The following is a 22078-nucleotide window of genomic DNA, read 5'->3' on the forward strand; positions in this document are numbered from 1 at the left end:
TTATGCGCGTTAGGCCATCTGCCAACCGAATCGACGACATGCTCTTGGACTGGTCGAACTGGCCGTCTATTACGTTATCGCCGTGCAAGAGATTCCACGTTCGAACGAATCCTTGGGGATCAGGGAAAGCCTTGAACACGACTGCTTCCTCCTCATTCAACGTCGGCGCGCCTTCTCTAATATCGCTGCTAGTCATCTGATCTCCGCCGCAGCTCGTAAGGCTTGCAGCAAGGAGGAGTGCGGTAGGTATCCTTTTCATTTTCATTCCCCATAAGTTGGCCGGCTTATCTGCGTGCGCGCTGTTGTCTCCCCTTGTAGACACTGGCTAGAAGGCATAAGTAGCTTCTTGCATACACGCTCCCCGTCTGACTGGTTCTGTAAGTCCGTACAAATGTAGTATGGAATATCAGTACCAATAGAGTATGGCATAGCCACACGACAGATGTGTGGACTCGCCATATTTTGGTGGGCCGACTTCTATTGGCCTATAGGATATGAAGAGCTTTGGAGACAGGCTTCGGGCGGCACGTATTGCGGCTGGTTTGACGCAAGAACAACTTGGCTTTTCGGTCGGGCTTACGAAAGCATCCGTGTCGGCTTGGGAGAACGGGCGAGAGACACCGAGCTTCCGGGTTCTTCCAGAACTCCGTCATGCGCTTGGGCTTTCTTTAGATGAGTTGGTCTGCGGAGTAGGGGGCGGCAGCGGGCCTCGTCATGAAAATGAGGCTACCTCGGAGCTAAAGGCCCGTAATCCTCAAGAGCGGGCGTTGCTCACTCGCTATCGGGCACTATCGCCCCGAAGGCAGGAAGCCTTTCTTGAATTGTTGAAGCCGGAAAAGTAGCTCCCGCAATCCAGTAGATGCTCCGAACCGAATGGGGCGACGTACCGGGGCAGAGGTCCGTGGTTGCCCTCCAACTCAGCCACCCTCTCGGCGCGAGCGGTGGAAAAAGTCCTTCCTCGGAGCCCTGCCCCCGCCATCGTTCCGAGTCCGCCCGGTTACAACAACGTAAATAATTCACACCGGCACACCCAAATACCCGGGCTACGCCTCATCTTGGTGTGATCAAGCTATCACTTGCGTGGAGGTAATTGCTTCCAGCTCAATAGCAAGGTATATCCATCTGAGAATTCCGGCCGTGGCTGGGTTCTCGGGGATGGGGAGCAATCTAATGCCACCCCAGCATGCGAAGTGGCGGGGTCATCTCGCTTGTCTACGAATACAGGGGCAGCAAGGGCAGCCAGAGCGTTAAAAGTCGGCAATAGGGGCAGAGTGAATTTTCCGATGAGAGAAACAGGTTGGCAAGCCTGTATCTCTCGACGTTCCTGGGAGATTGAGAAACAAAACTATTCGCTTGGGCCACATTGATGGACTCAGTACTCGCCAATCTCGCCCGATTCGGCAGGGTTATCTCTGGGACGCCACACTAAGGAAAGTCATGAAAAATAGCTCAACAAAATTTAAAACTCATGGATCAATCAAGTGGACGGGTGTTCTATGTTTCGTTGGTCTCGGCGCATTAGTCGCTTCCGTGCCATGTTTTGCTCAGTCGAGCCTGCAAGGGGTTGATCTTCGTTACGATACTTTGCTGAAACGCCAGGATCGCAACAATATAACTGCAGGAAATCAGTTTGGGGAACAGCACAGCCTCGAAAGTGGCTCGCTTTCATTCAACGTAGTCGACGTAGATTTAGTCGGGAATGATGATCTCGCGGTCGAGTTCAGGCGAACACTCGTTGCAACAGACTCAAAAAAACAACTCAGTGGTTCGACTTTCACCTATCCAGCGACTCGCTTGGGCGACTGGGCTATTGGACTGCCGAAAATCCAAGGTACATTCGACGCACTGGTTGGGTGGATAAGCGGGGACGCAAGCAGGCCTACCAAAAACTGTTCCATTGCGACTTCCTACCAGATAGAGCCTCCTCCAAGCTCGCAGTACCCAGAAACTTTTAGAGCGCACATGTTCTGGAATCCGCCAACCGTTCAGTATCCGGATGGGAGTTCCGGACTGCTTCTCTATAACAGTGGGTTGATGCCTGTTCCATCTACGGGCGGGCCCTATTTCTGGATCACCTCAAGCCAAGATGTGGCTTCATGCATTGCGGTGCTGAAGAATAAGAACGACGCAAGTCCCCTTGCCGAAGAGCGAATTTTCGGTCAGGGAGAGGGATATCTGATTATCCGTCCCGACGGAAACAAATACTGGTTTGATTGGATAGCGCTGGAAAGCAACTTGCCTTCGAAATCGACTCAATTAATTCCGTGCGGTGGTTCACCCTATGGCTGCGATTACCAAGCTGATGAGGTTGTTTTACAGCAAGCGACTCTAGCTCTGTATCCAACTCGGATAGAGGATAGATTTGGCAATTGGGTTGCCTACTCGTATTCAAACAAGAGTAATGAGATGGTAAAGCTCGATAAGATTCAATCGAGCGATGGCAGGGTTATTGACATTGGATACATCGACGGCCGCATAAGTACGGTTACTGCCAATGGACGTACGTGGTCATACATCTACGCCGAACCTACTACGACAGTGCCCGTGCAAGTGCTGATTAATTTGTCTGAAGTTCGTAATCCAGATTCATCCAGTTGGCGATACTCGGGCGATTCACATCCATACCCTCCCGCCCGACGCGGTGATCTTCAACTGAGTATCTTTGGCCCCTGCTATGACCTGACCTGGACCCAGCACGTCAATCCGGACGCTACCGCCGTTGGCGATACTGATTTCACGGGATATACGGTAGAGGCGCCTTCTGGAGCGCGGGCAGTATTCCGGGTGGACGGCGTTATGCTAGGACGCTCAGGTGTGCCGGAATCGTGCTATCAAACCGGGGCATATCTCCCGAGCACCACGAGGCCATCTACCGCCCCGCGTTATTTTCTAGGTGACTATCAACTCGCCCTGACCGGCAAGAAAATCACTGGCTCAGGCCTGCTGCCGGCGATCTGGAAATATCACTATCAGTCTGACATTGGCTTTGCACCGATGGCTGCCGGTAGTTCCAGAACCAAGGTGCTCGACCCGGAAGGCGCCTTCGATAACTATACATTTGGGAATACGTTTGGCGTGGATGAAGGCTTGCTATTAGCCCACACCCGCACCGCCAATCAGCAGACCTCGCTTAATGAGACCAATGTATACGCGGTTGGAACATCAACCCCCGGCTTTCCAAAACTCATCGGTTATCACCCCGATGCCAATAACAGGTATGCGCAAGCGTTTATGCGGCCCAAACTGAGCTCGACAAAAATCGTGCAATCCACCCTGTTCAAATGGGCTGTCAACAACAACTGCTCCGATACCGGTGCTGCGCCTTGTCTCGACAGTTTAGCCAGACCTACCAGTGTCACTAGAAGTAGTTCGCCAGCTCCATAAGCTGCAACATTCTCGAACTCCGTTCTACTAAACACGAGGACTAGGCGATGATTTATGCACGACGGCCGATGCTTGGGTTGCTGCTGTACACGCTAACACTGGCGTTGCCCTTGGTCTCGCAGGCCCAAACTTACAGCAAGACAGAGACGATCGAGTACCACGATGACCTTTCCCTATGGGTGCTCGGTCAGGTCAAGCGCACCACCACCAATGGCACTGAGACTTCTCGGACAGAGTACGCATGGAAAGCAAGTCCGACCAAGACATATGCTTTCGGCAAGCTTCAGCAGACGATTGGATATTATACGAGTGACGGCACCATCTCTCACGTTCTGGACGGCAACAATAATCGCACGATATTTCGCGCCTGGATGCGGGGAATTCCCCAATCTATTGAATATGCGGACGGCACAACAGAGAGGGCGGCAGTTAACGCCGAAGGTCTTATTTATTCCCATATAGATGAAGCCGGAGCGAGGACGTGCTACGAGTACGATCCAATGGGACGGCCTGCTCGGGTTGTCTATACCTCTGAAGTGCAGCCGCCGATCACCGAGTGGGGTGCATGCGATACATCCGATTGGAACGCTACAGCGCAGATTTTTGAGCCGGTTACCACGGCGGAGTACGGCGTTCCTGCCGGTCATTGGCGGCAAACGGTTAGCACGGGTAACGCTTACAAGATCACTTACTTCGATGCGCTATGGCGCCCGTTGGTGGTGCGCGAGTATGACGACGCAGATATTCCGGCTACTCAGCGCTTCCAACGCTTTGCCTACGATCACGACGGACGGGTGACTTTCGCCTCGTATCCCAGTACGGTCGACAACCCCACTACTGGCAGTTGGACCAGCTATGACGCACTTGGACGGGTGACTGCGGTAAGCCAGGACAGCGAACTGGCAGCCCCAAACAACGTGCTTACCACGCTGACGCAGTACTTAAACGGGTTCCAGACGAGGGTGACTAATCCGAAGGGGCAGGTGACCACGACCAGCTACATGGCCTACGACCAGCCGGCCTACGACTGGCCGGTGAATATCAGCCATCCGGAAGGGGCTTACACCGATATCGTCAGAGACGTGTTTGGAAAACCGAAGACGCTTACGCGTCGCAATGCTAGCAGCAGCCTGCAGGTGCAACGGCACCTTGTCTACGACAGTCATCAGCAGCTCTGTAAGAGCATTGAACCAGAGACCGGAACAACGCTGTACAAATACGATGACGCCGGCAACTTGCTTCGCACCGACTTTGGTATGCCGGCGTTCCCTCCGGGCCCCTGCGACGAGCCTGCGATGACAGCGATGGAAGTACCGCCTACTGGTGGAAGCAACCCGCCGCAGATGGCGCACTATGCCCTGCGCACGTATGACGTCCGCAACCGTATAAAGACGTTAACGTTTCCGGACCATAACGGCGATCAGACCTGGACCTATACGCCTGACGGTTTGCCGCAGCGCATTGTTACCCTCAATAGCGAAGGTCAGGACACTGTCGTCAATGACTATTTCTATAACAGGCGCCGTCTGTTGACTCGCGAGACGCTCAGTCAGCCAGGCTGGTATAGTTGGCCCGTCGATTACGACTACAACCGCAACGCCCATATGTTTGGGCAGCTGTATCCCAACGGCCTATATGTGGAATACGGCGTCAACGCCCTGGGTCAGCCTACCCGAGCGGGGAACTTCGCTACGGGAGTGCAGTACTACCCCAATGGCGCCATCAAGCAGTTCACGTATGGCAACGGCGTCGTGCACAAGATGACCCAGAACGCTCGTCAACTGCCGGCCCTAAGCACTGACAGCGGCGGAGTACTGGGCCTGGATACGCGTTTCGATGCCAACGGCAACGTCAGCGACATCTACGATGTGGCGCGAGGTGCGCACTACAATCGGCATATGCAGTATGACGGCCTAGACAGGCTGACCGCTGTAGGGTCAGGAGTATTTGGCGGCGATACATGGCACCGTTTCACCTATGACGCGCTAGATAACATTAGGTCATGGAAGCTGGCAGGGGTGAAAGACTACGCCGATTATGTTTACGACTCCACAAGCAACCAGCTGACCAACATTAAAAATACGGCTGGGGCCACCGTGGTAGGCCTGGGCTACGACCAGCAGGGAAATTTAAGGAATAAGAACGGCCAAGGTTATCTTTTCGACTACGGAAATCGCCTTCGCGAAGCGGAAGAGCGCGAAGGGTACTTTTACGATGGTTACGGCCGTCGGATATTGAGCTGGCGTCCCGATGGCGGGGTGGACTTTTTCCTGTATGGTCAAGCAGGCCAGCTTTGGTACCAAGAGTACGCCGCCAAATCGCTCGCCGTGGAAAACGTCTATCTGGCAGGAAGTTTGGTAGGTACCCGCGAATTCGACTGGGACGCAGGTACCTTCACATCCAAGTATCACCATACAGACGCGTTGGGCAGTCCGGTCGCCGTGACGAACACTGCCGGTCAGGTAACAGAGCGAACCGATTGGGAGCCGTACGGCGCGGCGATCGGTAAGCCAAGCTACGAGGGCATTGGCTTCACAGGGCATGTGCAGGATGCGGCGACGGGGCTGACGTATATGCAGCAGCGCTATTACGATTCATTGCTGGGAAGGTTCTTGTCCGTTGATCCCGTCACTGCCAACGGTGGCAGTGGGGCGAACTTCAATCGGTATTGGTATGCAAACAACAATCCTTATAGGTTCACCGATCCGGATGGACGCACTGGCCTGGATTATGCATCCAAATATCAGGATGCCTATGAAGCATGTGCCCAGCGAGCCGGTTGCGGCCCAATGGACGTGCCAGACAACATTGCTCGCGCGGAAAAGCCATATGCAGAGGCTGCTGGTTCATTCATACCTGTCGAGCGAGCCGCTACTGGATTGCTGGGTGTCCTCCGGATTGCGCAGGCGGCCCGTCTAACAAGACTCAGTGTGGTCACTAAGCTTGACAGGTATCTTCTCAACCCTGCTCATGCCGTTGGTGGCGCGAAGGCTCAATGGTTCGAGAAAGCCCTTGGCTTTACCAGAGCAAATATGAGTGGGCTGGCTAAGCAAATTGTATTTGACTCAAAGAAAGCGGTTAGCACCGGAGTAACCCAGTACGGAACAAAATACAACCAATCAATCACAATCACCGGAGCCAATGGCAAGAAGATTGAAGTCGTCACCGCTTGGATAAAATCGAGTAAAGACGACGTTGTTAGGCTCGTAACAATCATTCCGGCAAAGCAATGATTAAAAAGTTCGACGAATATGACGTTGTCGTGGCCCGGGTTGATCTGGGCCAGAACGTGAAAGCAGGGACCATGGGCGCCATTCTCTTGGTTTTGGATCAAGAGAGCGGAGTCTATGAGGTTGAATTCGTGGACGATCATGGGGCTACCTTGGAAGTGATGACCGTTGATGGAGAAAATCTCCAGGGCCGTAAGCTGGGTTAGCTCTAACAAGGATGCCGCTTGCCGATTGCGTACTTCCACCACAACTGAGGTGGGGATGCCTGCCGCATCGTGGCGGTCTTCGGCCATTACGTCGGCGGCCTCCAAAGCGTCACCCCACTTGGCGAACCGGCCGTGCCCCTCCATCCCTGGGTACAGGTCCCCGTCGTGCATAGCCGGAATGCTTACGAAGAACACAGCATTCAAAGTCAGCTCAGCCTAAAGAGGATGCCCCCGACCCAGCTTCACGGCTTACTCAGGGTCGCGCCCTGTTGCTGAGTGGCATTCACTGCTGGTGCAAAGGCGTGCTGCCGGGGGATGTACAGATTGCTGGTACGGCCCTGCGCTCGTAATCCGGCCGACTGCCCTTCGAGCTGTAGGACAAAGCCTGAGACGTTCGTTAGCGGGCGCAGTTCTAGTTGGACACCCTCCGGACGGCGTGAGCGACATAACCGGCGTACTGAGCCTGAGCGATTCGGCGTGCGTCGTCTGGTGTCGCTGCGTTGACCTCAACGGCCATCGTCCCTGATCCTCCACCAGCTCTGCCCAGCGTTACTTCATACTTAGCCATGGACAGGCTCCTGTAGTGCGCGGTATACGCTGCTACGGCTCACAGAGAAGCGCTCTGTCAGCTGTTCGATACTGAATCCATCCTCATGCCGCATGCAGCGGATACGAGCCATCTGGGCCTCATTCAGAGCGTTCTTGCGGCCAAATTTGATACCTTTCTTCTGTGCGAGTGCGATACCGTCCCTTTGGCGCTCCATACGGATATCCGCCTCGAACTCAGCGAAGGCCCCCAGCAGCGAGAACATCAATCGTCCCTCGGACGTGGTTGTATCCAAGCCTTGGTCCAAGACCTTCAGGCTGACTCCCTTCTGCTTCATACGATCGGAAATCTTAGCTAGGTCGAGCACCGAACGAGCCATGCGGTCGAGTCTGCTAATGACCAGCACATCCCCCTCTCTCACGAATTCCAAACAGGCTAAAAGCTCGGGGCGGTTCTCTGCTTGCCTACCGGAGCGCTTCTCCTTGAAGACCTTGGTGCAGCCCGCTTTGGTGAGCTTATCGAGTTGGACATCCAACGACTGTCCGGCCGAGCTGACACGGGCATAGCCAACGATTTCCATAAGACTTGTCCCAGAAGGTCTAGAGGATGGGATTATATCATTTTGGAATGACTTGTGACACACATTTTGGAGCGTTCCAAGAGGTATACATATTGAAATCGAGCCGCGACACTTGGCGACTGGATGAATCGACATTTACGGAGCACTAATGACCCTACCTATCCAGCTCATCCCCGATTTGCCGGATGGATTGGTCGAGGCTGCGATTCGGAACACTTTGGTGCCATTCATCGGTGCTGGCGTGTCAAGACTTGCAGACTGTCCGACATGGGTTGAATTCGCGAACAAGGCGATTGATTCGTTGGTGGATCAGGATGCGTTGAGTCCTGCTCAAAGGTCGCAGCTGTCCTCCTTATCCCCGCGCGTAAAACTGTCGGTCGTTAAGTTGACAGAGGTGGCAAAAGGAAAACGGGTCAACTACGAGAATATTCTTCACCCAAAATCGGACTGGCGAGAGAACAAGCAAGGTCGTGAGGTATATGGGCATATATCAGCCCTGAGCGACCGATTCGTAACTACCAACTACGATGAGTGGCTTGATTTCGACCACCCGCCGCTCGCCTCGGCGAGTGGTAGTCCTCCGACGAAGCGCAACAAAATCTTCCTTTCGGAAGATATGACCGCCGAGAAGTTCAAGGCACCAAATACCGTAGTGCATCTTCACGGAGCTTTGGAACAGCCAGACAGGATGATCTTGTCGACCGGCGACTACGTGACTCACTATGCAACCGACCGGCATCGCACAGGCGGAGATGGCGAAAATAGATTGCTTACGTTCTTGGAGGACCTATTTCGAGACAAAACCGTTTTATTTCTTGGTTATGGCTTAGAAGAGATGGAAATCCTTGAGTACGTAGTTATGAAGGCGAGAGATGCGAGGAAGGCCCGACCGCATGAGGCCAAGCACTATTTGCTTCATGGATTTTTTTCTTTCGAAGCGGAGCTATGCGCCGCGCTTGAATCGTATTATCGAGACAATTGCGGAATTGTGATGCTACCGTTCCTCAGAGACAACAATGACTGGCATCAACTTATAAATGTCGTCGATGCTTTCGCGAAGAAATTGCCGAAGAACAAGGGTAGTACCGCCCAGCAGTTGAAGGAAATGGAGAATCTTATTCTTGGCTAGTCTGACCTCAAATCAGCTTTCCGTTATCGGTTTCATGAAGGAAAGCGATCAGCATGCAGCGCACGGATTTGGCCTCATTCTGAAGTCACCGTTCTGCCTCGATTTTCTCGATCCGCTTGTCGATGCAGGGATGTTCGACCCTTCGATGAATCCCGCACCACAGTTGCAGGAGAACGGCGGATACTGGGTGCCGTACTGGCCTGCGTTGGACTATCTTATTCAAGTTGCAAAATTGTCCGGTGAGGCTGGCGACGTTCGATTGGGAAACAAGGTCATGGAATTGCTTAGGGCAATTGCTTCAGTCTCGGCGACATCTGGAATTGAGAACTATCACACCAATCACGCGTTCGCCCAAGTAATGGGTGCTGTGCCAACTACTTGCGTGAGCCTCGCTGATGTTGACCTAGTTCAAGATTGGTTGCGGGCAGACTGGAACAACTCCATCTTGTTACCCACGTTGAACAGCGGTTTGTTTGAACATCTTCTTTCCTCAAATGAGGAGGAGGACAAGGAAAAAGCGGTCCGTCTACTACGCCACTGCACCGAACTGGTCCCTAATGATGGCAAGGAGTCAACTCGGCCGTACAAACCGATCGCCGATGACTATTGGCTGGAAGAGCTACTTAAGAAGCGTCGCGACGAAATTGGTTCCAAGTTGGGTGAGGTTGCTGTCGCGCTCCTGCTTGAAAGAGTGGCAGAGCTTTTTGGTGAGGAGTTTCTAGCGTCTAACACCTATCTTCATAGAGCGGCGATCGAGGATCACCAACAGAACCATGATTGGGACCACGCAACTAATGCACTTGTCGACGCTTCACGAGACTCGCTAAGTGCATGGATCAGTGCTGAGTCTGATTCAGCAACGCGGTACGTACGTGCAGCTCTATTCTCGGAATCCCAAATAGTTCGACGGATCGCGATACACACCGTGCGACAGCATTGGAGCGTGGCCTCAACTGTCTTCTTTGAATCTCTTTCGCCAGCGTTATTCGAGATAGGACATCTCCACGAGATGTACTTGTTGCTGGATCAGCATTTTCAGCAGATGACGGCGGACCAGAAGGAACTGGTGTTGGATGCCATTCTTGGGCTAACAGCGGACGATGACGAAGATGGCGAACTACGTTTGCAACACCAACAGAGGAATTGGCTCCATGCAACTCAAGGAAAAGGTAGTCCCCGCGCGGATGAGCGTTACAAGGTGCTCGTTGATGCCTTAGGCCCAATGCGAGACCACGCTGAACTGATCTCATATAGTACGTCGTGGGTCGGATTCGGATCGAGTCCGTTTTCGCAAGAAGAGCTTTTAGCCTTTTCTGAGGACAAAACGTTAATCAAACGTGTAGACGATTATGTCCCAAGCAAATCCGAAAGGCAGGTATCCAGGAAAAGTTTAATGGACGCTGTGAGCGATGCGATTGTCGCTCAGCCGAACTCGTTCGAGTGGATGCTGGCCGACCCCGAGCGCATGTCCCGGCGCCTACAGTACGCCGTAAGCAATGGGTATACGAAGTTCTTCGGCTCACAAGCGACTGCGGGTGAAATCGATACCATCAGGAGATTAGTACCGCCAGTCACGCAGTGGTTTTTGGACATTCTCGAACCGGCACAGTTTTGGCAAGAAGAAGCGGAAGTGTCAGGCGATTTTGAGCCGGATAAAAACTGGTTGCCACCCGTAGCGGCGACCTTCGTTAAGACTTTGGCGGAAGCAGATCGAATTCCACTGTCAGGGGAAGATACCGAAAGCCTGCGCCGTATCTGCCGCGTGATAATGGCCAATTGCGTTGGGGTAGAGTCCGTTGATGACCCTATGACGGCGGCGATAAATAACCCGAGGGGCATGGCGTTTGAGGGGATACTGCAAACGTTGCTGCGAGATTGCAGGGATGCAGACAAGGTTGGGGGTGGCCACATAGAGCAGTGGCTCAGAAGCCGGCCTACGGTGGAAGCCGAGCTGGCAGGCTGTACTGATGCCAATTTTGAAGTCTCAACTCTTCTCGGCTGTATGGTTGCCCAGATGATCTACGTCGATGAGGAATGGGTGAGGACCAACATTCGCGCCATTTTTCCCTTGGAGCACCGCAGGAATTTTGTTTCTACTGTTGCTGGGCTTGCATTCGCACCGACGCACCCAACCGTATACGAGATTCTGAAGGCCGCCGACGTTCCACGGCAGGCGCTTCAGTTGGACGATCTTAAGGAGAGTGCACGAGAGAGATTGGTGGAGCGAATTGCGATCGCCTACTTGCGAGGAGAGGAGCTATTGGATGACGCCGCGCTTGCAGACATCTTCTCTAACGAGCGACTAGCGGACATCGAAGAGCTGGTTGTCACGATAGCCAGATGGGGATCAGAACTTAAAGATGCGCATCTCGGCCGAGCAAAAGTCTTTGCTGAGCACGCAATCAAGTTCGGATTAGAGCATCCGGGTGCGAGATCATCCCTTTTGAACGCTTCTTCAAAGCTTATTTCTCTATCGTCGATACCTGACGCACATGAAATGGGATGGTTGTTGGCCGTGGCCCCTTACGCGCACAGGCGCTACGGCGCTAGTGATTTTCTGGAAGGCATAGGGAGAATAGTCGACACGCGACCTGCTGAAGCCATGCAATTGGTTGAAGTTTTTGCCGTCGGCTACCAGTCCATGAACGACTACGCAGGCACGATGGCTTCGATCCTTGAAAGGTTGTCGCGAGAAGGATTTCGATTGCAAGTCATAGATGTATTGATTCGTCTGATTCAGAGCAGTCCAAGTGAAAAATTAAGAAAGCTATACTCGGATTTGGTTGACTAGATTTGTTCGTACTAAGTTACAACGCTCATTGGAGCATGTGCGCTAAGTAAGATATAGAAAGGCGGTTAACTGTCGGGATACTTCGGGCTACTTTTTTTGCTCCTACTGGGCTTACTAGGTGGCGTCGTCTTGGAAAGAGGCAAGGATCCTTGGGACGAGGCAGGTTTGGAGGTCGACGTCCCGAGAATTTGTCCTGCCTTGGTGGCGAGGCTCATGAACTGATCCAATATGGCTTGCAATTCTGTCTCTCTTACGGACCTTGCAGCGGATGGGTTCGTTTCGTTCTTGGGAACCTTAGTCGGCTCTGTAGCGACGAGCCTGAATTGGCAGGTCGATCCGGGGACCACTTCAATTGAAAGTGTTCTCGTGGTCGTCTGCGCAATTTCGGCGTACGGCTGCGCGTTACTGAACTTATTAGCGAGCCACGAATACTCAATCCAACAGATGTCTGCGCTGGGAGGGTCAGCCCAATCAAAACCTGCGCGAATTTGTTTCTCAAGCCCCTTCGCTGCTCGTGTCCATTGTGGGTCCCAACCACGCACCCCGACATACGAAGCAATCAATCCGAACCAAGCGAACGCGCGCGGCGCAAGGGCTGGGACTTTACGAAGGAGAAACGAATGGCTAGTTCCCCGGCCGACTAGGAATGCCGCAGCGGCAAGTGTCGCCACAGTCGTCACTGACGTGGATCGACTTGCCTCTATGGATGCAACCAGCTTCTGGAAAGCTAATACTCTTTCTTCAGCCGAGTCGCCATACAGCTCTTTGTAATCGGTGATTTTTGGAGACGAAGTGCCTGTCCGAGATTCAACGTTTCTCTGATAGGCGTGAGCTGAGTTGACAACAACCTCGACCGCATCTTTTGCGCTAAGCGCGTGATCAATCGACGATTGGGCTAGTGCCCATACTGGCTCCAAATCAGTAGTCGAAACCGGCCTGCGAACAAACCGGCGGTCTGTTTCGGCCATGCGCAGACGCTCGCGACATAGGACCGCAAGCTTTTCATTGTCGTGCAGTGTTAAACACCTTGCGAGTGGCATCGAGAACGTGGCCGAACCTCGTGAAAGTGGAATCCGGCCAATTTCAGAATCGGGTTCACCCTGTGCTAGTACTTCACCTAGCACTATGCTCGCCCACCGATCAGGCCTTCCAGAGACTTCCGAAAGCAGGTCCTTTTCAAACAGAGGCCATTCATTGTCTGAAACGACACGGGCAAACTGGCTGAGTGGGAATGTGTCAGGCGCATATACCCTAATCCACGACAAACTCTCAATCGCGTCAGACTCTCTCATTACGAAGACGGAGGGTGGTTTGTAGGTGTACGCGTAGGATGTCGTTGCTGCATATCCGACCGCGATAGCGTTGTCAGTAAGCAAGTCACTAGGCGCCAGCAGGTCTCGGCCACGACCCGCACCCCCACCGAAAGCGATCGCAGGAATTTCGTCCTTACTGACGCCATACCAGAAAAGCTGCTGTGTGTTCAAGGCGTCACCGAAAATAGCTTCTTCAAGTTCATATGGGTGGGTTCTGCAAATGCTGATTCGATAACAGAACTTGTCGGACCTGTTCTGTATGCGTTTAATGCGGTTTTTGCTCGCGTCACCGCTGTGTATGCAAGTTCCCGCCGATTCATAGGAAACTTTTTGAAATCCTCACTGCCGTACAGGTGCACCGCTCGAAACTCTGCCCCTTTTGCCGCATTGACAGTCATTATGTGAATGTTTCTTTCTCCGCCAAATGTGCCTCCCGCGCCGTGGACACATACTTTGTCCTCAAGGGGCGTGCCAACAAACTGTTCGTAGACCTCCATCGGAGTTGTCTTACGAACGCATAGGATTCCAATTGCGTCATCTTTGAAGGCGTCGAGCTGTACAGTTATGAGTTCATACATTTTTTTGAATTGCGCATCTCTATCTGGCAGAACATGAAGACGAGCACTCGGTTTTCCGAAGATGGTCTCGTCATAGTTGGCGGTAGCGGCCAATGCTTGCTCGCCAGTAGCTGGGGCAAGAATCCTATCCGCCACTTCAGCTATCCGTTGGCCTGTGCGGTAGTGCTTCTTCAATGTGCAGCGATCAAGGCCCATGCGGTCTGCGATAGCTAAACCATCCTTCCGATACAGGCCTTGCCTTATATCTCCGCACACGCATATTTTGTCCGAAAGAATAAGTAAACATTCGAGTTCATCTGCGCTGAAGTCTTGTGCTTCGTCCACAAAAATACCACTAAAAAGTTTTGTTGACGGCAATTTCGTATTTGCTTCCCGAAGTAGCTTGAGGGCTTGAGCACGCGTCTCCTCATTGAAGTCTGCTCCATCCGCAACGAGCTGCACGCCAAGGTACATGCGAATGTGTTCATTGGCCCAAGAATGAAACGTTCGTACTTGGTCTCCTTCAATTAATCCCTTGCCGGCCACCCCGCTTCGCATGAAGTCAGCTAAGGATTTGGTGTAGGTGACAATTAACACGTTCTTCTCGCCTTCGCCGGCGATAAATTGTGCTCTTAGCAGAAGCAGGTTTGTCTTTCCTGATCCCGGAGGCCCTTCTAGCATGAGCCGCCCAACGGCAGGCAACAGAATAAAGGCCTTCTGATCATCATCCAGATCATCTTCTTTGCGCCACCAACTCGTGTCCATCGCTACCCTTCGTGTCCGTTGAGTACAAGTTTTGCGACATCTGTGCCATTCAATGCGGAAGGATCGTGAGTCGCATCCAGCACGTCGATGGCTTTTCCAATCGAGAGAGCGATTTTTGCCGCGACTTCTGAGGCGACCAGCTCTTCAGCCTGACCGATAGTGCCGACTGCGACTAAGAATGATTGTGGAGTGAGGACTGTAGCTTCCTCCGTTGTTTTGAGCACCCCGGATAAGGAGATATTGCAAGATCGCCGATGCAGACCCTCTTGCCACGCAAAATTGAGTTTAATCGATAGTTTGGTGGTCGTACTCAGGTCGAAGTCGAAGATGAAATGCGGCGTGGTGTAAACGTCGGAGCTATGGAGTACGACAGGAATTTTATTAGTGCAAACTGCGATTAGTGCTGTACGCACGTTCTGACTAAGTTGCCGGCAGAATGTCGATCTATCGAAGGTTAGTCTTGTCTGGTCCGCTGTGATGGCGTTTGCGCCCGCATTGCCACCCTGCTTAAGCAGCCGAACGTGTAGCGCGGTGAGTGGATCGTCCCCGCTCTCTAGGGCAAAGTCCGCCCAGTCAACCAGAGCCATCCTTGTAGCGAGTTCCTTTGTCAAACACCGCAATGACAATGATTTGTATGTCGCTAGTCTTGTAGGGTCTGCGTCACTGAAGTTAGGGACCGTTGAAAGCACCGCCCTTGCGACGAGCCACCTATTTCCCGCTTCGACTTCACTGTTAAAAAGGGGAACCTTCTGAATTAAATCGTGCAGAACCGCACCGACTTGATATATGGATAGCCCCTTCCACAAAGTCGGTGAGGGTGCATCGAGTCGAAATAGATATTCCGGCGAGCTGTATTGAGCAGTAGCTATGAAGGGGCGCTTGGCCCCATGATCAGTGGCGCCCACGCCTTCCTCTTCGGCAAGTGCCAGCTCACGTGCGACTCCAAGGTCTATCAGCTTGAGGTAGTCAAAGTCGGGCGAAACATGGATGTTTTCTGGTTTTATATCCCGATGAACTATGTCTTGCTTTTCAAGATACGTCACCGCTTCGATAAGCTGATTTATAAGGCGGGGTACTTTTGAATCTGGGACGTTAGCGAGGTTTTTCTTGAGCTGGGGCCATTCGATAAACTCCATTTCCACGAACGCTGTGCCATGTGCTTCCTCGACATGAAATATATTGACCAGAGAGGGGCACGAATGTCCGATCAAGGTGGCCTGAAGTTCAAGGCGCCGCCGTTCAGCGACGGCCATTGTTCCGGTCAGAAAGGACGGGTCATACACTTTTATGGCGATTGGCCCCTGTGGTGAGGTGACCCGGTACAGTGCTGCTGAACCGCCAGCGTCTACAAAAGTTGCATTGGAATACGAAACTCGGTCTTTCAGGTAACACGACAGGCGCGTGTCAATATCTGCCTTCACAGTGGTAGACATTGTCATTGGGCGGCCCCAGAGTCGTTAGCTGGATATTACAAGCTTCCAAGCTCCGTTCGACGCACCCCTCAATTCCGGCGACCTCTTAGCCCGCCCACGCTCCAATTGCGAACCCGGCAGTGGCAGGGAGGGTACGCGGCGAAGGCAGCTGCGCATCGCTTTTTGCTGACAAAGTGCAGACACAAAAAAACCGGCTTTAGGCCGGTTTCTTCGTTTACAGCTTGTTTTAGTGGTCGGGGAGACAGGATTCGAACCTGCGACCTCTACGTCCCGAACGTAGCGCTCTACCAGACTGAGCTACACCCCGATGAAGCCGCGTATTGTATTCAGTCGCCCCCTGTCCGGGCAAGTAGCGCGTGTCCGACCGCCTGCATTGGCCGTTCAGCCGCTAAAATGGCGGCCTGCCTTCGTTTGCCGCCCAGCGGCCGCCACCCGGGAGTTTTTCGCTTGATCAAGCCGCGCACGCCGCCAGGGGTCATGGAGCTGTTGCCCCGCGACCAGATCGCCTTCCAGCGCATGCTGGACACGATCCGCCGCAATTACGAGCGATTCGGCTTCCTGCCGGTGGAAACGCCGGTATTCGAGCTGTCCGAAGTGCTGTTGACCAAGTCCGGCGGCGAGACCGAGCGGCAGGTGTATTTCGCCCAGTCGACCGGCGCGCTGGAGAAGGTCGCCGAGGGCGTCTCCCGGCATGAACTGCCCGAACTGGCGCTGCGTTTCGACCTGACCGTGCCGCTTGCGCGCTACGTGGCCGAACACGAGCACGAGCTGGCCTTCCCGTTCCGCCGATACCAGATCCAGCGCGTGTACCGCGGCGAACGCGCCCAGCGCGGCCGTTTCCGCGAGTTCTACCAGTGCGATATCGACGTGGTGGGCAAGGACGCGCTGAGCATCCGCTTCGATGCCGAGATCCTGGCGGTGATCCATGCGGTGTTTTCCGAACTGGGCATCGGCGACTTCACTATCCAGTTGAACAACCGCAAGCTGATGCGCGGATTCTTCGAAGTGCAGGGCGTGACCGACGGCCAGCAGCAGGCGCTGGTGCTGCGCGAGGTGGACAAACTGGACAAGCGCGGCGCCGACTACGTGCGCGAGACGCTTACCGGGCCGGACTTCGGCATACCGCTCGCGCAGGTCGAAAAGATCCTCGAGTTCGTTGGATTCAAATCGAGCAGCCATGCCGATGCGCTTGGAATGCTCGATCTCCTCGATCGGCACCCGACCAGCAACGAGACCTTGCGCGAGGGCGCGGCCGAACTGCGCGAAGTGCTGGAACTGGTGAAGGCGTTGGGCGTACCGGAGTCCGCCTATTGCCTGAACCTCTCCATCGCCCGCGGCCTGGATTACTACACCGGCACCGTCTACGAAACCCAGCTGGACGGCTACCCGCAGATCGGTTCCATCTGTTCGGGCGGGCGCTATGAGGATCTGGCCAGCCACTACAGCAAATCGAAGCTGCCCGGCGTGGGCATTTCCATCGGTTTGACCCGTCTGTTCTGGCAGCTCCGCGAAGCGGGGCTGGTGGCGGGCGTCGATGAGAGCTCGGTGCAGGCGATGGTGGCCCTGATGGAAGAGAACCAGCTTACCGAGTCGCTGGACATAGCGCGGCGTCTGCGCGCGGGCGGCATCAATACGGAAGTGCAGATGGAACCGAAGAAACTGGCCAAGCAGTTCCAGTACGCATCGCGGGCGGGCATCCGTTTCGTGGTGCTTGCCGGCGAGGACGAACTGGCGCGTGGCGTGGTTACGGTAAAGGATCTGGCGCGCGAGCAGCAGTTCGAAACCACCCGCGACCAGCTCGCTTCCACTCTGCGTGTCGAGCTCGAGCAGACCCGCGCACTGGCGGGCCGCTGATGAAACCGATCCGTCTGGATGGACAATCCCTGACCCGCGACCAGCTGGTCGAGATCGCCTATGGCGCCAGCATCGGCTTGGATCCGCAAGCGTTGAAAGCGGTAGCGCGCGCCGCCGATTTCCTCGCCGAACAAGTGCGTCGCGAAGAGCCTATCTACGGCGTCTCCACCGGCTTCGGCAGCAATGCCGACAAGCTGTTGGGCGCGCACCCGCTGCGCGATGAGCTGCCGGGCGCGGTGAAGTCCGGCCGCTCGCTGCACGAAGAATTACAGCACAACCTGATCATCACCCATGCGGTGTGCGTGGGCGAGCCGATGGCGCCGGAAGTGGTGCGTGCCATGCTGGGCATCCGCATCAATACGTTGCTGCGCGGGCACTCGGGTATCCGCGTGCAGACCCTGGAAGCGCTGGCGGCGATGTTCAACGCGGGCATCGTGCCGGTGGTGCCGGAGCTGGGATCGGTGGGCGCCTCGGGCGACCTGGCGCCGCTTTCGCATCTGGCGTTGGTATTGCTGGGTGGCGGCGAAGCCTTCTTGGAAGGCGAACGCATGCCCGGCGCGCTGGCGCTGCAACGCGCGGGCCTGACGCCGGTGAAACTTTCCTACAAGGAAGGCCTGGCGTTGAACAACGGCACCGCGCAGATGCTGGCGATGGGCGTGCTGGCCGTGCACAAGCTGGATGCGTTGCTGGACACCGCCGATCTTGCCGCGGCGATGACGTTGGACGCCTTCGCCGGCCGTCTGGGCGCCTTCGCCGAGGAAGTGCATGCCTTGCGCCCGCATCCCGGCCAGGTGCATGTGGCCTCGCGCCTGCGCGACCTGTTGTCCGGCTCCACGCTGGCCGATATTCCTTACCATCTGGTGCCCAAGTTCAAGCAATGGCTGCCGCACAGCTGGGACACCGACGACTCGCGCGAACTGCGCTTCGATATCGGCTGGGACTGGGTGCCTAGCGACCAGCGCCATGGCCGCGAAAAATTCTACAAGCGCTTCCGCCCTTTCCGCGGCGGCAAGAAGCACCAGCCGCAGGATAGTTATTCGCTGCGTTGCATCCCGCAGGTGCATGGCGCGGTGCGCGATGCGGTGGCGCAGGCCAAGCGCGTGCTGGAAATCGAGCTGAACTCGGTCACCGACAATCCGCTGGTGTTCCCGGACAAGGCCGATGCCGCGCACGTGGAGGAACAGGTTATCTCGGCCGGTCATTTCCATGGTATGCCGCTGGCGCTGGTGATGAGTTACGTGAAGGCTTCGATCCCGGTGCTGGCCTCCATCAGCGAACGTCGGCTCAACAAGCTAGTCGATCCGGCCACCAACGATGGTTTGCCGGCCTTCCTGATCGGCAACGAAGACGGCACCGAGTCGGGCCACATGATCGTGCAGTACACCGCCGCGGCCATCGTCAACGACCTGGCCAGCCGCGCGCATCCGGCTTCGGTGTTCTCCATTCCCACTAGCGCCAATGCGGAAGACCACGTGTCGATGGGTGCCAACGAGGCGCGTCAGGTGCTGGCGATGACCCGCGACCTGGCCAAGGTGCTGGCGTTGGAGCTCTACACAGCAGCGCAGGCTCTGGATCTGCGTCGGGACATGATCAATGCAGCGCGCGACCTTGCCGCCCGCGCGGACGCGACGGCCTTCGCAGTCAAGGTGCAGGGCGGCGCGCCCGCGACCCATCCCGCGTTCCTGGAGGAAGTCGAAGGACTGCGCGCGGAGCTGGCGGAATCGGAGGAGTTCCATCCCGGACACGCGGTAGCTGCGGCGCATGCGGCGCTGCGTGCGGAAATACCGTTCCTGGACCGGGATCGCGCGATGGACGGCGAAGTCGCTGCAATGGTGCGGCTGGTCGAATCGGGAAGCCTGCTGGACGCGACACGGCGCGTGCTTTCCTGACCGGCGTAGTCAGAACAATGCGACGATCAAGGCCGCAATGTACAGCGCGGTCGCGGCGAAGATGCCGCTATTGGGCGCGCTGAACCAATAACGCCTGCCGACCAGGGTGTATCCGATCAACAGCACCAGCCCGGTTCCCAGCAGGAAAGGCGATGCGAACAGCATCGCCTGGTGCGCCAGCGCCAGATAGCCGTACAGCAGTCCGTACAGGATCGCGCCCATGCTGTGGCTGGCGTTGAATCCCACCCAGGCGTTCCACATCGTCGTCCGCCGTGTCAGCACCGGATGACCCTGCTTCATCGCTTCTTCCAGCGCGGGATCGCGCGGATGCAGCTTGCGTCCGCGGAACGTATACAGCAGATGCATCAGGCCCAGGAACAGCAGGATCGCCGCGCTGATGGCTATCAGCCAGGCGGCGAGGTCGCTGGTCACGCAAGGGTCCGCCGAATCATCGTGCGCGGCTCACAGCGTACGCACGCAATCGCGTCCTTCGGCCTTGGCCGCATACAAGGCCTGGTCGGCCACCTGCAACGCTGATTCGATGCTGTTCTTGGCGGCGATATCGACCGAATGCACGCCGATGCTGGCCGAAACCGGCACTATCAGATCGCCGCTCACGCAGGGCCGCTGATGCAGGCTCTGGCGCAACTCCTCGGCAACGACGCTGGCTTGCGCAAGGTCCATGCCGGGCAGGGCGGCGATGAATTCCTCGCCGCCGAAGCGGGCCAGCAGCGCGTTGTAGGGGGCCAGCGCTTCGGCCATGGTGTTGGAGGTGGAGCGCAAACAGTCGTCGCCCACCAGGTGTCCGTAGGTGTCGTTGATTTTCTTGAAATGGTCCAGGTCGATCATCAGCAGCGAGATGGGGCGGCGGCTGTTCCTGGCTTCCGACAGCAGGTGCTCGAAAGCTTCTCGGAAATGCGTGCGGTTGTAGAGCTCGGTAAGGCCGTCGTGGCGGCTGGATTCGCTCAGCCGGTGGTGCGCGTCTTCCAGCTGGCCCAGTGCGCTGCGCAGTTCCGAGGTGCGCATTTCCACCTTGTGTTCCAACTGGTCGCGCGCTTCGCGCACGATGCGCTCGTTCTCGTTGCGCAAAGCGGCGTAGCGGTAGCCCAAGGCGACCGACAGCAGCAGCATCTCCAGCGCAGAACCGATCTGCACGCCGTACTCGGTGACGAAGTTCTTGGGCAGCAGATCGAAGGCGATGGCCGAGAACATGCCGGTGCCGAGCAGGAATAAAAACCACGCCAGCAGGAAAAGCTTTGCCGGCTTGTAGCCGCGGCGCAGCACCACCACCGTTTCCACCAGGATCCAGCAGATGCTGGGGAATACCGCGGCCGAAGCCAGCGGAACCACGGTGCGGTAGGGCAGCTGCGTGGCGGCGATGCCCAGCAGGACGAAGAATACGATGATCCCCAGCGCCACCCGGTCGCCGAACCGCCAGCGCTGTTTGAGTTCCAGGAATATCCGCGCGAACTGCTGCATGCCGATCAACGCCAGGCAGATGGACAGCGGCACCATGTGGTCGGCCAGCCACGCCGACCGGGGCCACAGGTATTCGAAACCCAGCCCGTTCAAGGTGAACAGCACCAGGCCGAAGGCGGTGATATGGAACAGGTACCAGAAATAACTGGCGTCGCGCAGGGTCAGCCACAGCACCAGGTTGTAGGTGAACAGCGCCAGCAGGATGCCGTAGTACAGGCCGATGGCGAACTGCGCATCGCGCGACTGTTCGATGAAGGCATCGGGCGCGTAAAGCGTCAGCGGCACCTGCATCGAGCTTTCGCTTTGTACGCGCACCAACAGGTCCACCGACTGGCCCGGCGGCAGGTTCAGCCAGAAGTTCGGTTGCCGGTAGCGGATGTTGCGCTGGTCGAAGGGCAGGTGGTCGCCTCCGGCGCTATGCACCACGCGGCCATCGCCGTATTTCGCGTAGACGTCGATGCGGTCGCTCAGCGCGTATTCCTGCACCAGCAACCATTTGTCCTCGGGATTGTCCCGGTTGGCGACTACGGCATGGAACCAGTACGCGCCATCCTGGAAACCGAAGGTGGTGCCGTCGCCGCCGGGCAGGGGCTTGAACGCGCCTTGCTGAAGGTGGCCGTTGGCGGCGACCAGATCGTCGCCGCCTTTTTCGTCATGGTAGAAGCTGGTGTACGGCGCCAGCGACAGCTGGGAGGAATCGGTGGTGATTTCCAGTGCCGTTCGCGCGAACGCGTCCGCGGCTGTCATAGCCATGAGCACCAAAAAGACCCGAATCAATCGGCTCCGCCAATACCGCATCCTGCCCGCTCCCATGCGCGTTTCCGCGTGACTGGCTCCCCATGAGAGCCGCTCCGGAAGTCTACTCCCGCCGGATCGCGCCACTCGTGGATTCCTTCTCATTTTCCGTTTCATCACTTCAAC

Annotated in this window: 14 protein-coding genes and 1 tRNA gene; 8 read left to right on the forward strand and 7 right to left on the reverse strand. The window is 55.9% G+C overall.

The features are described from left to right. The first annotated feature begins 494 nt into the window (after positions 1–494). From BLR66_RS01330 to BLR66_RS01340, 4 genes are all read left to right on the forward strand, one after another. Positions 495–842: a helix-turn-helix domain-containing protein gene (locus BLR66_RS01330; RefSeq protein WP_093279835.1), complete on the forward strand. Its 348-nt coding sequence runs from the start codon at positions 495–497 to the stop codon at positions 840–842. 595 nt (positions 843–1437) lie between these two features. Continuing rightward, on the forward strand, positions 1438–3384 hold the full coding sequence (locus BLR66_RS18760) for a hypothetical protein (protein WP_143014517.1): 1947 nt from the start codon (positions 1438–1440) through the stop codon (positions 3382–3384). A 47-nt stretch (positions 3385–3431) separates the two neighbouring features. Next, entirely contained in the window at positions 3432–6617 is a 3186-nt protein-coding gene (locus tag BLR66_RS19350; protein ID WP_093279836.1) for an RHS repeat-associated core domain-containing protein, read from the forward strand. Next, positions 6614–6820, forward strand: coding sequence for a DUF4926 domain-containing protein (locus tag BLR66_RS01340; RefSeq protein WP_093279837.1), 207 nt, complete (start codon positions 6614–6616; stop codon positions 6818–6820). Before BLR66_RS19350 ends, BLR66_RS01340 begins: the two co-directional genes overlap by 4 nt. 560 nt (positions 6821–7380) lie before the next feature. Here BLR66_RS01340 and BLR66_RS01345 read toward each other — a convergent pair. After that, positions 7381–7947 (reverse strand): recombinase family protein, encoded by a 567-nt coding sequence (locus tag BLR66_RS01345; RefSeq protein ID WP_093279838.1) that lies wholly within the window; start codon positions 7945–7947, stop codon positions 7381–7383. Positions 7948–8095: 148 nt separating this feature from the next. Between BLR66_RS01345 and BLR66_RS01350 the strand changes: the two genes are divergently transcribed. Both BLR66_RS01350 and BLR66_RS01355 read left to right on the forward strand, forming a co-directional pair. Beyond that, positions 8096–9076: an SIR2 family protein gene (locus BLR66_RS01350; protein ID WP_093279839.1), complete on the forward strand. Its 981-nt coding sequence runs from the start codon at positions 8096–8098 to the stop codon at positions 9074–9076. Further along, on the forward strand, positions 9069–11867 hold the full coding sequence (locus BLR66_RS01355; protein ID WP_093279840.1) for a hypothetical protein: 2799 nt from the start codon (positions 9069–9071) through the stop codon (positions 11865–11867). Before BLR66_RS01350 ends, BLR66_RS01355 begins: the two co-directional genes overlap by 8 nt. A 65-nt stretch (positions 11868–11932) precedes the next feature. On the opposite strand, the gene BLR66_RS18765 is transcribed toward BLR66_RS01355, so the two are convergent. The 4 genes from BLR66_RS18765 to BLR66_RS01370 form a co-directional block, all read right to left on the reverse strand. Continuing rightward, positions 11933–13351, reverse strand: coding sequence for a hypothetical protein (locus tag BLR66_RS18765; protein WP_143014518.1), 1419 nt, complete (start codon positions 13349–13351; stop codon positions 11933–11935). Next, positions 13348–14502 (reverse strand): UvrD-helicase domain-containing protein, encoded by a 1155-nt coding sequence (locus BLR66_RS01360; RefSeq protein WP_093279841.1) that lies wholly within the window; start codon positions 14500–14502, stop codon positions 13348–13350. The genes BLR66_RS18765 and BLR66_RS01360 overlap by 4 nt, the downstream gene beginning before the upstream one ends. Positions 14503–14504: 2 nt before the next feature. Continuing rightward, positions 14505–15941 (reverse strand): protein kinase domain-containing protein, encoded by a 1437-nt coding sequence (locus BLR66_RS01365; protein ID WP_093279842.1) that lies wholly within the window; start codon positions 15939–15941, stop codon positions 14505–14507. 224 nt (positions 15942–16165) lie between these two features. Then, positions 16166–16242, reverse strand: a tRNA-Pro gene (locus BLR66_RS01370). Positions 16243–16382: 140 nt separating this feature from the next. Between BLR66_RS01370 and hisS the strand changes: the two genes are divergently transcribed. Together hisS and BLR66_RS01380 are read left to right on the forward strand one after the other, a co-directional pair. Continuing rightward, entirely contained in the window at positions 16383–17789 is a 1407-nt protein-coding gene (gene hisS / locus BLR66_RS01375; RefSeq protein ID WP_176943719.1) for a histidine--tRNA ligase, read from the forward strand. After that, positions 17789–19678 (forward strand): HAL/PAL/TAL family ammonia-lyase, encoded by a 1890-nt coding sequence (locus BLR66_RS01380; protein ID WP_093279844.1) that lies wholly within the window; start codon positions 17789–17791, stop codon positions 19676–19678. The genes hisS and BLR66_RS01380 overlap by 1 nt, the downstream gene beginning before the upstream one ends. A 9-nt stretch (positions 19679–19687) precedes the next feature. On the opposite strand, the gene BLR66_RS01385 is transcribed toward BLR66_RS01380, so the two are convergent. Beyond that, positions 19688–20110: an LIC_13387 family protein gene (locus BLR66_RS01385; protein WP_218119584.1), complete on the reverse strand. Its 423-nt coding sequence runs from the start codon at positions 20108–20110 to the stop codon at positions 19688–19690. A gap of 30 nt (positions 20111–20140) precedes the next feature. Beyond that, the gene (locus BLR66_RS01390; protein WP_176943720.1) at positions 20141–21904 is read right to left on the reverse strand and encodes a sensor domain-containing diguanylate cyclase; all 1764 of its coding nucleotides are present in this window, start codon (positions 21902–21904) and stop codon (positions 20141–20143) included. Between the last annotated feature and the right edge of the window lie 174 nt (positions 21905–22078).

The organism is Pseudoxanthomonas sp. CF125, from assembly GCF_900104085.1.
In the GTDB taxonomy this organism is placed as follows: Bacteria; Pseudomonadota; Gammaproteobacteria; order Xanthomonadales; family Xanthomonadaceae; genus Pseudoxanthomonas_A.

Coding starts and splice junctions, on each gene's coding strand:
- BLR66_RS01330 (WP_093279835.1), top strand. CDS start 495: ATGAAGAGCTTTGGAGACAGGCTTCGGGCGGCACGTATTGCGGCTGGT.
- BLR66_RS18760 (WP_143014517.1), top strand. CDS start 1,438: ATGAAAAATAGCTCAACAAAATTTAAAACTCATGGATCAATCAAGTGG.
- BLR66_RS19350 (WP_093279836.1), top strand. CDS start 3,432: ATGATTTATGCACGACGGCCGATGCTTGGGTTGCTGCTGTACACGCTA.
- BLR66_RS01340 (WP_093279837.1), top strand. CDS start 6,614: ATGATTAAAAAGTTCGACGAATATGACGTTGTCGTGGCCCGGGTTGAT.
- BLR66_RS01345 (WP_093279838.1), bottom strand. CDS start 7,947: ATGGAAATCGTTGGCTATGCCCGTGTCAGCTCGGCCGGACAGTCGTTG.
- BLR66_RS01350 (WP_093279839.1), top strand. CDS start 8,096: ATGACCCTACCTATCCAGCTCATCCCCGATTTGCCGGATGGATTGGTC.
- BLR66_RS01360 (WP_093279841.1), bottom strand. CDS start 14,502: ATGGACACGAGTTGGTGGCGCAAAGAAGATGATCTGGATGATGATCAG.
- BLR66_RS01365 (WP_093279842.1), bottom strand. CDS start 15,941: ATGACAATGTCTACCACTGTGAAGGCAGATATTGACACGCGCCTGTCG.
- BLR66_RS01380 (WP_093279844.1), top strand. CDS start 17,789: ATGAAACCGATCCGTCTGGATGGACAATCCCTGACCCGCGACCAGCTG.
- BLR66_RS01390 (WP_176943720.1), bottom strand. CDS start 21,904: ATGACAGCCGCGGACGCGTTCGCGCGAACGGCACTGGAAATCACCACC.